This window comes from Mycobacterium sp. E3305, from assembly GCF_001666785.1.
Classification (GTDB): domain Bacteria; phylum Actinomycetota; class Actinomycetes; order Mycobacteriales; family Mycobacteriaceae; genus Mycobacterium.
This window is the reverse complement of sequence record NZ_LZJA01000108.1, coordinates 1-10,272: the sequence shown is the minus strand read 5'-3', so window position 1 is coordinate 10,272 and position 10,272 is coordinate 1. Positions and strand designations below refer to the sequence as shown.

Genomic DNA, 10,272 nt, shown 5'->3' with positions numbered 1-10,272 from the left:
GATCACCGCGATGGTCGTGCGCGAGGACTCGATGACGCTGTACGGCTTCACCGACACCGAGACCCGAGACCTGTTCCTGACCCTGCTGACCGTGTCGGGGGTGGGCCCCCGGCTGGCGATGGCGACGTTGGCGGTTCACGACGCGGCGGCGTTGCGGCAGGTGCTGTACGACAGCGACGTGGTCGCGCTGACCCGGGTTCCCGGGATCGGCAAACGCGGTGCCGAACGAATGGTGCTCGAGCTGCGGGACAAGGTGGGCGCGGTGTCAGCGGGCGCGCCCGCGTCCGTGGTCAACGGGCACGCGGTGCGCGGGCCGGTGGTCGAGGCGCTGGTCGGCCTGGGCTTCGCCGTCAAGCAGGCCGAGGAGGCCACCGACAAGGTGCTGGCCACCGATCAGGACGCGACGACATCCGGCGCCCTGCGCGCCGCCCTCTCGCTGCTGGGCAAGACCAAATGAGCAGCCCCGACGATGACTCCGCCGACCGCGAGCTGTCGCCGGCGCTGGCCGTCGGGGAGGGGGACATCGACGTCAGTCTGCGGCCGCGCTCGCTGCGGGAGTTCATCGGCCAGCCGCGGGTGCGCGAACAGCTGCAGCTGGTGATCGAGGGCGCCAAAAATCGCGGCGGCACACCGGATCACATCCTGCTCTCGGGTCCGCCGGGGCTGGGCAAGACGTCGCTGGCCATGATCATCGCCGCCGAGCTCGGGTCCTCGTTGCGCGTGACGTCGGGTCCGGCGCTGGAACGCGCCGGTGACCTGGCCGCCATGCTGTCCAACCTGGTCGAGCACGACGTGCTGTTCATCGACGAGATTCACCGCATCGCCCGGCCCGCCGAGGAGATGCTGTACCTGGCGATGGAGGACTTTCGCGTCGACGTGGTGGTCGGCAAGGGTCCAGGCGCGACGTCGATCCCCCTGGAGGTGGCGCCCTTCACCCTGGTCGGCGCCACCACCCGGTCCGGCGCGCTGACCGGGCCGCTGCGCGATCGGTTCGGGTTCACCGCCCACATGGACTTCTACGAGCCCGCCGAGTTGGAGCTGGTGCTGGCCCGCTCAGCCGGCATCCTCGGCATCGAGCTGGGCGCCGAGGCGGCCGAGGAGATCGCCCGGCGCTCGCGCGGGACACCGCGCATCGCCAACCGGCTGCTGCGGCGGGTCCGCGACTTCGCCGAGGTGCGCGCCGACGGGGTGATCACCCGCGACGTCGCCAAGGCCGCACTGGCGGTCTACGACGTCGACGAGCTGGGCCTGGACCGGCTGGACCGGGCCGTGCTGTCGGCCCTGACCCGCAGCTTCGGCGGGGGCCCGGTCGGGGTCTCGACCCTGGCGGTGGCCGTGGGGGAGGAGGCCACCACGGTCGAGGAGGTGTGCGAACCGTTCCTGGTCCGCGCCGGGATGGTCGCCCGCACGCCGCGCGGCCGGGTGGCCACCGCGCAGGCATGGACACACCTGGGCATGAGCCCGCCGGCGGGCGTCACCGGGTTGGGCCAACCAGGCCTGTTTGACTAGTGGCGATCGCGAGCGCGGCGAAGGCCGGGCGATGCGGGTCGCCACCGTTTGACTAGTGGCGATCGCGAGCGCGGCGAAGGCCGGGCGATGCGGGTCGCCACCGTTTGACTAGTGGCGATCGCGAGCGCGGCGAAGGCCGGGCGATGCGGGTCGCCACCATTGGACTAGTGGCGATCGCGAGCGCGACCAAATCGTGACCTTTGCGGGTCAGCCCGGCCGCGGCGGTCCGCGGCTACGCTGTCCGGCCTGCTCAGGCCCCTGCCACCCCGGCGGACCAGCCACAGCCGGCGTTCCCAGCCGACACCCTGGCGGCCCGCGATCGGTTATGCGTGGGCGTCGTCGGGTAACCAAGCTCACAGCAGTAATACCTGTTGAAGGAGATTCTGATGAGGACCACGCGCTACGACAACGAACGCCCTCGCGCGCTGTACATGCCACGCACCCGCGGCGCGCTAACCGGGCTGCTCCTGATTCTGTTGGGCGCCTGGGGCGCACTGGTGCCGTTCTTCGGGCCCAACATCGACTGGGCCTACCTGACCGACCCGGCGTGGACGTGGACCACGACCAAGGGCTGGCTCGAGGTGCTCCCCGGGGCCGCCACGGCGTTGGGCGGCCTGCTGGTCCTTACGTCGGGCAACCGCGCCAGCGGCGTCTTCGGCGGTTGGCTGGCGGTCCTCGGCGGGGCCTGGTTCGTGGTCGGCCGCGCGTTCGCGTCGACCCTGGGCATCGGCGACCTCGGGCAACCGGTGGCGTCGACGGACCTGAAACGAGCCCTGCTCGAGGTCACCTACTTCACCGGCCTGGGCGCCCTGATCGTGTTCCTGGGCGGGGCGGCCGTGGCGCGCCTGGCGGTGCGGCACGCGCGAGACGTCGTGGTGACCGAGCCGGCCCCGGTGGCCGCCGAGGCGGTGCCGGCCGGCGGCCCGGCCATGTACGACGAGACGCGGGGCGGCATGCCCGCCGCGCGGACGGACCGGGTCGAAGCCGAGCCCCGCGGGCGTGGTTTCTTCGGTCGGCGCGCCGGTGGCGGCCTGTTCCACCGGCACCACCACGCCGGCGTGTAACGAGTGACGCGGGAGGCGCCGGTAGCCATTGGCTACCGGCGCCCTTTCGCGTCCGGGGCGGTCCGGGCGACCGCAGGTCGGTAAAGTTCCACCGCGCAGGCCTCGACCACCGAGGAGGAGCGATGATCACTGCCGGGTTGGTGTTCGCCGGACTGGCGGCTTTACTGCACGTCTACATCTTTGTAATGGAATCGTTCACCTGGACCTCGCCGCGCACCCGCGCCACGTTCGGCACGACGGCCGAGGAGGCCGAGACAACCAAGTTGCTGGCCTTCAACCAAGGCTTCTACAACCTGTTCCTGGCCGTGGTCACCGGCCTCGGCATCGGGGCGATCATCTTGCGGCACAACGCCGTTGGGGCGGCGCTCATCTTCGCCGGCGTCGGGCCCATGGCCGCGGCCGCGGTGGTCCTGCTGCTGTCCGCACCGGAGAAGGGGCGTGCCGCGGTCACGCAGGGCGTCTTTCCGGCGATCGCGATCGCGCTGCTGCTGCTCGGCCTCAGGTTTTAACATCTGTCTCACCAGCCCCAATGGTCACCGCCGGGGGCGGAATTCCGCGCGCCGCATGGGTTACAAGCGGAAATGGTCGGGTACCCATGCCGGGCCGGAAACAGGCCCGGTATTCAACGAGGGGATGTCATGAAATACGCAGAAGACGGCCAAACACGCGGGCTGAGCATGCCGCGTTCGCGTGGCGCGGTCAGCGGACTGCTCCTGGTCATCATGGGAGCTTGGGGGGCGTTAATACCGTTTGTCGGACCGCGCTTCAACTTCGCCTACACGCCCGATCGGGAGTGGGCGTGGAGCACGGCTCGAGGGTGGCTCGAGGTTCTGCCGGGGGCGGCGACCGTGCTGGGTGGCCTCTTGCTGATCGTCGCCGGAAACCGCGTCGCGGCGATGCTGGGCGGCTGGCTGGCGGTCCTGGCCGGCGCCTGGTTCGTCGTGGGCGGCCAGTTCGCGCCGCTGCTGGGAATCGGCTCCGCCGGTGATCCCGTCGCCGCGACCGACCGCAAGCGCGCGGTGCTCGAGGTCAGCTACTTCTCCGGACTGGGTGCGCTGATCGTCTTCGTGGGCGGAGTTGTGCTGGCGCGCACGGCCGTGCGGCTGGCGCGTGACGTCCAGCCCGTCGCGCCGGTGGCCGCCGCCGCGCCGGGCGTCGAACCGTACCGCGAATCGACGTACGAGTCGGCCGAGGTGTCCTCGGGCGCACTGACCAAGCCGCGCACGGCTGCCGACCCGGAGCCCAAGCGCGGGTGGCGTCGCCAGCGCTCGGGCGCGGCGGCGGGTGCCAACGCCGCGTACCTGCGCTGGCCGCATCCTTCGCAGTAACGCGCTCACACAAAGACCGATCGCCGGCCCGAAGCCGGGCTGGCGATCGGTCTTTGCTGCCTTTACAGCAGTCCGAGCAACTGCAGGTCGGTGATGTACTTGACGATGATCGGCGCCGAGACATGCGGGATGTCTTTGTCGGGGCCGACTTTCGCCTCTTGCACCGCGGCGCGGAAGCGGTCGGTCGGTGCCATCGAACCGTTGATCGGCACTGAAGGCTTCTGGTAGTTGTGCAGCAGCGGTAGCAGCGAGTACTGGCGTTGCCGCTCCGGCAGGCCCCGCATCGTCTGCTCGAACCGCCGCAGCCATTCGCCGTAGTCGGCGATGCGCTGGATCCCATAGCCGGCCTCGATCAGCCAGTCGACGTACTCGTCGAGGCCGATGCCGTCGTCGTAGGGGTTCATCACGTGGTACGTCTGGAACCCGTCGCCTCGAGAGACGTCGTCCAGCACCTGCGTGCCCAGCGTGGAGATCGCCGCGGCGATGAACTCCACCGGCAGGCCGTCGTAGTGCGAACGCTGGCGGTTGCCCTCGGCGTCCAGTTCGTAGAACGAACCGGGCGCGACACCGGTGGCGACCAGGCTCAGCATCAGCCGGGTGAACATGTCCGGCAGGTTGAGCTGGCCGGCGTAGGTGGTGTCGGCCAGGATCATGTCGCAGCGGAACACCGCCACCGGCAGGCCACACAGGTCGTGCGCCTCGCGCAGCAGCACCTCGCCGGCCCACTTGCTGGTGCCGTAGCCGTTGGCGTAGTTGTCGTTGATCGCGCGGGTCGCGCTGATCTGCCGGATGTCGGCGTCCTCGACGAACTGGCCGGGCTTGATCTGGTCGCCGACGCCGATCGTGGACACATACGTGTACGGCTTCAGCTTGGTGGTGAGCGCGATCCGGATCAGTTCGGCGGTGCCCAGCGCGTTGGGGCCGAACAGCTCGCTGTACGGCAGCACGTGGTTGACCAGTGCGGCCGGGTCGACGATCAGGTCGACCGTGTCGGCCAGCCGCTGCCAGGTGTGCGGGTCCAGGCCGAGGCTGGCCTCGCCCTTGTCGCCGGCGATGACCTCCAGGTGGTCGGCGGCAAGCTCCCGGTAGTGCGCCAGCAGCTTGGAGTCGCCGCTGTCGAAGGTCTTGTCCAGCCGGCCGCGGGCCTCCGCGTCGGACTTGGCGCGGACCAATGCAATCACCTTGCCGTCGACCATGTCCATGCGCTCGAGCCATTCCAGCGCCAGGTAGCGACCCAGGAAGCCGGTCGCGCCGGTTAGCAGCACCGTCCGCACCTCGCTGGTGGGCTTGGGCAGGCTGGGAGCGGCGGCCAGCGTCTCGGCCTCGAGGAACTTGTCCAGTGTCAGGTCACCGGCGTGCACCTCGGTCGCGTCACGGCCGTGCACGGCGGCGAAGGTGGGCCGCTTGGTGCCCTGGCGCTCGCCCTCGATGTAGTTGGCGATGGCCTGCAGGTCGCTGGCCGGGCTGACGATGACGCCGACGGGGACGTCGATGTCGAAGATCTCGCGCAGCAGGTTCCCGAACGTCAACGCCGACAACGAGTCTCCGCCCAGGTCGGTGAAGTGCGCGTCGGGCGTCAGCTCGCTGCTCGCCGTGCCCAGCATGGCCGCGGCGGCCCGGCTCACGGTCTGCAGCACGGGCGCGTTCGCGCCGTTGCGCCGCAGTTCGGCCAGCTCGTTGGCCTGTCCCTGGGCCAGCTCGGCGTAGAGCTGCTCGAGCCGCTCGCCGTAGTGCTGCTTCAGCTTCGGCCACGCCAGCTTGCGGATCCCGGTCAACAGACCGTTCTCCAGGCTGAACGGCGTGGACTCGATGATGAAGTCGCGCGGCACCTCGTAGGACTGCAGGGCGGCCTGGCGCGCGACGTGCTGCAGCGAGTCGGCGATCTTGGGCTTGAGGCTCTCCTCGTCGCCCGAGGCCAGCGCCTCCTCCGTTGGGACCACGACTGCCAGCAGGTAGGGCTGGGAGCTGTTCCCGTAGACGTAGATCTGGCGCACCAACGGGCTGTTGCCGAACTCGGCCTCCAGCTTGGCCAGGGTCACGAACTCGCCCTGCGCCAGCTTGAGCACGTTGTTGCGGCGGTCGACGTAGACCAGCTTGTCGGGCGCGACCTCGGCGAACACGTCGCCGGTCCGGTAGTAGCCGTCCTCGTCGAACACGTTGGCCGTCGTCTCGGCCCGCTTGTAGTAGCCGGGGAACATGTTCTCGGTCCGCAACAGCAACTCGCCGCGGGGGTACGGCCGGTCGGTACCGAAGTAGCCCAGGTCCGGCACGTCGACGAGCTTGTAGTCGATCACCGGCGGGCGCTGGATCTCGCCGTCGAACAACACCATGCCGGCCTCGGTGGAGCCGTAGCCGTCCATCAGGTGCATCTCGAGCAGCGATTCGACCCAGCTGCGCAGTTCGGGCGAGGTGGGCGCGGAGCCCGTCATCGCGAAGATGTAGCGCCCACCCAACAGGTACTGACGCTGGTCTGCGAGAACTTGCGCCTCGACCGCTGCGCGGTCGCCGCCGTCGGCGAGCCGCCGTTCGACCAGGCGCTGGAATTCGCCGAATAGGGTCTCCCAGATGCGCGGCACGAAGTTCAGCTCGGTCGGCCGCACCAGCTCGAGGTCCTCGAGCAGGGTCGAGAGGTCGCTCTTGGCGGCGAAGTAGGCCGTGCCGCCGTTGCCGAGCGTGCCGTAGAGGATGCCGCGGCCCATGACGTGGCTCATCGGCATGAAGTTCAGGGTGATTGACGCGGCGCTTTCGCCGAACCAGTTCCTGCTGCCCCGGCGCCAGATCTTGGCGACGTTGCTCTGCGGGTACATCGCGCCCTTGGGCGCGCCGGTGCTTCCGGAGGTGTAGACGAGCAGGGCCAGAGGGTCGGATTCCTCGCTGGCCGGGAGCGGCGCGTCCGGCAACGCCTTGCCGCGCTCGAGCACCTCGGCGAGCGTTTCGACCACGACGTCGGTGTCCGCGAGCCGGGTGCGGGCGGTCTCCACCGCCTCCCGCTCGTCGTCGACCTCGGGGTGGTAGTCGAACACCACCAGCTTGGCGGGCCGGTAGCCGCTCAGGATCAGCTCCACGGCGTCGGGCAGCTGGTTGGCGCTCGCCGCGATCACGGTGGGCTCGGTCTCGGTCACGATCGGCTGCAGCGACGTCAGCGACGCGCTGGTCTGCAGCGGGACCGACACCGCACTGATCGTCGCCAGCGCCATGTCGATGGTGGTGTAGTCGACGCTGTTGAAGCCAAGCACGCAGACCCGGTCACCGGTGTGCACCTCGTCGTCGGACCAGGCGCGGCCGAGCGCGGAAACCCGCTCGCCGAGCTCCCGATAGGTCAGCGTCTCGAACCGGGAAAGCAACTCCAGCCTGGTGCGTCCGCTGGCCGGGTCCTTGACGAACTCCACCGCGCGGTGCGCCAGCGCGGGCCGGTCGGCATACCCCTCGAGCACGGTCCGGATCACCTGCGGGAGGCGCAGCCCGGGCCGCTCGAGCGCCGATTCGACCGCCGGGTCGGGGCGGGCGGCGGCGAACTGGGGGTCGTTGGCGGTCAGGTCCTCGATGCGGCGCTCGAGCCGCTCGTCGTGCTTGGTGGTCGACATAAAAATTCCCTCGCAATGAAAGATATTGAGTCTTCTCGCGCCGATGCGCTGACCATTAGAACGTTAGCTAAAGTAACGGTATTCCACCATGGTCCCGCCGCGGCGCAAGTTGTGAGATTGCCCACCGGGCCGGTCGACCCTCAGGTCTTACAGGTCGGCCAGCAGTCCCGCCAGGACGTCGATGCCCTCGTTCAGCAGCTCGTCGCTGATGGTCAGCGGCGGCAGCAGCCGGATGATGTTGCCGAACATGCCGCACGTCAACACGACGACGCCGGCGGCATGGGCCGCCTTGGACAGCTTCTGAGTCAGCTCCGCGTCGGGCTCGGCGGTACCTGACTTGACCAACTCGATGGCGATCATGGCGCCGCGGCCGCGCACCTCGCCGATCCGGTCGTCGGCGGCCTGCAGGCGCAGCAACGGCTCGGTGATCAGCCGTTCCAGTTGCCGGGCCCGCTCGATCAGCCCGTCAGTTTCGATCGTTGAAATGGTGGCCAATGCTGCAGCACAGGCGATCGGGTTGCCACCGAATGTGCCGCCCAACCCGCCGACATGCGACGCGTCCATGATCTGCGCGCGGCCGGTGACCGCCGACAGCGGCAGCCCGTCGGCGATGCCCTTGGCGGTGCAGATCAGGTCGGGTTCGATGCCCTCGTGTTCGCACGCGAACATCGCGCCGGTGCGCGCAAACCCGGTCTGCACCTCGTCGGCGATGAACACCACGTCGTTGTTGCGGCACCAGTCGAGCAGGGCTGGCAGGAATCCCTCGGCCGGCACGATGAAGCCGCCTTCGCCGGCGATCGGTTCGATGATGACCGCGGCGAGGCTGTCGGCGCCGACCTGGCTCTCGATGACGTCGATCGCCCGCGCGGCGGCCTTCTCCCCGTCGGTGGCCAGCTCCTTATCGAGAAGCCCGTCCCGGTACGGGTAGGACACCGGGGCCCGGTAGACCTCCGGTGCGAACGGGCCAAAGCCGCTCTTGTACGGCTTGGACTTGGCGGTCAGCGCCATCGCCAGGTTGGTGCGGCCGTGGTACGCGTGGTTGAACGCCACGACGGCGGGCTTGCGGGTGTACGCGCGGGCGACCTTGACGGCGTTCTCGACGGCTTCCGCACCGGAGTTGAACAGCACCGAGCGCTTCTCGCCGGAGCCCGGCGTGATCCGGTTTAGCTCCTCGGCGACGGCGACGTACTGCTCGTACGGCACGACCATGAAGCAGGTGTGGGTGAATTCGGCGACCTGGGCGCGCACCGCCTCCACGACCCGGGGCGAGGAGTTGCCGACGGTGGTGACCGCGATGCCGGAGGCCAGGTCGATGAGCCGGTTGCCGTCGACGTCCTCGATGATGCCGCCGAACGCCCGCGCCACGAACACCGGCAGCGAGACGTTCACCCCGTGCGACACCGCCGCGGCGCGGCGTTTGGTCAGCTCCAGCGAAGCGGGACCGGGGATTTCGGTGACCAGCTGGCGTGTCTGCTCGAGGCCGGCCACGATCTTCTCCTCACCGCGGCGCGCCTGTCACGTCGCGACTCAAGCCTATCCGGCGCGTCCCCGCCCGGCCTCTCATGTACGGCGGCGCTCGGGGGCGACCTGCGGCAATGGCACACTGGCCGGTACGAGGTGCGCGGCCCGCGGGTCGTCCCGGCCACCGATGGCCTTCAGTGCCACGACGAAGCCACTACGAAGCCACTACGAAAAGACAGGCCCGTTCATGGAAAGTTTGATCCTGTTCCTGCCCTTCCTGCTCATCATGGGCGGGTTCATGTACTTCGCGTCGCGCCGGCAGAAGCGGGCGATGCAGGCCACCATCGACCTGCACGAGTCGTTGCAGCCGGGCGACCGCGTGCACACCACATCCGGGCTCGAGGCCACGGTCGTCGAGATCACGGACGACACCGTCGACCTCGAGATCGCGCCCGGGGTGGTCACGACCTGGATGAAGCTGGCGATCCGCGACCGGATACTGCCCGACGAGGACGACCTCGCCGAGGACGACGACGCCGACGACTTAGAGGAATTCGGCGACAACCGGGCGACCAAGGATTCCTGACGGCGATTGCGGCCCAAACCCACCAGCGGCGCGATCGCGGTGAGGGAGGCACGTAGTCTTTTCTAGGCTCTGTCCGGGGTAAGAAACCGATTCTCGAGGAGATAGAAGGAACGTGGCATCGTCTTCGGCGCCGGTGCACCCTGCCCGCTACCTGTCCGTCTTCCTGTTGCTGCTCGTCGGCGTCTATCTGCTGGTGTTCCTGACCGGCGACAAGCGGGCCGCACCCAAGCTCGGCATCGACCTGCAGGGTGGCACCCGCGTCACGTTGACCGCGCGCACCCCGGACGGCTCACGTCCGAGCCGCGACGCGCTGGCACAGGCGCAGCAGATCATCAGCGCGCGCGTCAACGGGCTGGGCGTCTCCGGTTCGGAGGTCGTGGTCGACGGCGACAACCTGGTGATCACCGTGCCCGGCAACGACGGCAACGAGGCCCGCAACCTGGGGCAGACCGCTCGTCTCTACATCCGCCCGGTGCTGAACTCGATGCCGGCGCAGGAGCTCCAGCCCAAGCCCGCGCCGCAGGCGCCCCCGCCCGGGCAGGCGCCGCCGCCGGGCCAGCCTGCGCCCGGGCAGGCGCCGCCCCCGGGCCTCGCCCCGCCGCCGGGGCAGGCGCCGCCCGGCCAGCCCGCACCGGCGCAACCCGCACCGCAGGGTGGACGGCCGCCGGCCCAGGATCACCAGTATCGCGAAAACCATTGCGCCGGAAGCGATCAACGACAGGGCCGTCAGCAGGCCCAGC

At 69.5% G+C, this 10,272-nt stretch carries 8 protein-coding genes and 1 pseudogene; 7 read left to right on the top strand and 2 right to left on the bottom strand.

What is annotated here, in order from left to right; all coding sequences use genetic code 11:
* The 5 genes from ruvA to A5701_RS10215 all read left to right on the top strand — a co-directional run.
* Positions 1 to 457, top strand: a 457-nt coding sequence (gene ruvA, locus A5701_RS10235; RefSeq protein ID WP_067752106.1) for a Holliday junction branch migration protein RuvA, incomplete at its 5' end; no start/stop codon positions are given.
* Entirely contained in the window at positions 454 to 1,509 is a 1,056-nt protein-coding gene (gene ruvB / locus A5701_RS10230) for a Holliday junction branch migration DNA helicase RuvB (protein WP_067752100.1), read from the top strand. The genes ruvA and ruvB, both read left to right, overlap by 4 nt.
* A 386-nt stretch (positions 1,510 to 1,895) precedes the next feature.
* Positions 1,896 to 2,573 (top strand): hypothetical protein, encoded by a 678-nt coding sequence (locus A5701_RS10225; protein ID WP_067752103.1) that lies wholly within the window; start codon positions 1,896 to 1,898, stop codon positions 2,571 to 2,573.
* Positions 2,574 to 2,695: 122 nt separating this feature from the next.
* Entirely contained in the window at positions 2,696 to 3,082 is a 387-nt protein-coding gene (locus A5701_RS10220) for a DUF1304 domain-containing protein (RefSeq protein ID WP_067752097.1), read from the top strand.
* 129 nt (positions 3,083 to 3,211) lie between these two features.
* Entirely contained in the window at positions 3,212 to 3,901 is a 690-nt protein-coding gene (locus A5701_RS10215; RefSeq protein WP_067752094.1) for a hypothetical protein, read from the top strand.
* Between the two features lie 62 nt (positions 3,902 to 3,963).
* Here A5701_RS10215 and car read toward each other — a convergent pair whose 3' ends face one another.
* The gene (car, locus tag A5701_RS10210) at positions 3,964 to 7,485 is read right to left on the bottom strand and encodes a carboxylic acid reductase (RefSeq protein WP_067752089.1); all 3,522 of its coding nucleotides are present in this window, start codon (positions 7,483 to 7,485) and stop codon (positions 3,964 to 3,966) included.
* A 147-nt stretch (positions 7,486 to 7,632) separates the two neighbouring features.
* Positions 7,633 to 8,973: a 4-aminobutyrate--2-oxoglutarate transaminase gene (gene gabT, locus A5701_RS10205; protein ID WP_067752086.1), complete on the bottom strand. Its 1,341-nt coding sequence runs from the start codon at positions 8,971 to 8,973 to the stop codon at positions 7,633 to 7,635.
* Positions 8,974 to 9,193: 220 nt separating this feature from the next.
* Between gabT and yajC the strand changes: the two genes are divergently transcribed.
* Together yajC and A5701_RS10195 are read left to right on the top strand one after the other, a co-directional pair.
* A complete protein-coding gene (gene yajC / locus A5701_RS10200; RefSeq protein WP_067268848.1) occupies positions 9,194 to 9,532 on the top strand; it encodes a preprotein translocase subunit YajC in 339 nt (112 codons plus the stop codon).
* A 112-nt stretch (positions 9,533 to 9,644) separates the two neighbouring features.
* A pseudogene (locus tag A5701_RS10195) lies at positions 9,645 to 10,272 on the top strand (protein translocase subunit SecD); the annotation flags it as partial.

Bases quoted from the DNA above. Each gene is read 5' to 3' on its own strand.
- ruvB (WP_067752100.1), top strand. From the start codon at position 454: ATGAGCAGCCCCGACGATGACTCCGCCGACCGCGAGCTGTCGCCGGCG.
- A5701_RS10225 (WP_067752103.1), top strand. From the start codon at position 1,896: ATGAGGACCACGCGCTACGACAACGAACGCCCTCGCGCGCTGTACATG.
- A5701_RS10220 (WP_067752097.1), top strand. From the start codon at position 2,696: ATGATCACTGCCGGGTTGGTGTTCGCCGGACTGGCGGCTTTACTGCAC.
- A5701_RS10215 (WP_067752094.1), top strand. From the start codon at position 3,212: ATGAAATACGCAGAAGACGGCCAAACACGCGGGCTGAGCATGCCGCGT.
- car (WP_067752089.1), bottom strand. From the start codon at position 7,485: ATGTCGACCACCAAGCACGACGAGCGGCTCGAGCGCCGCATCGAGGAC.
- yajC (WP_067268848.1), top strand. From the start codon at position 9,194: ATGGAAAGTTTGATCCTGTTCCTGCCCTTCCTGCTCATCATGGGCGGG.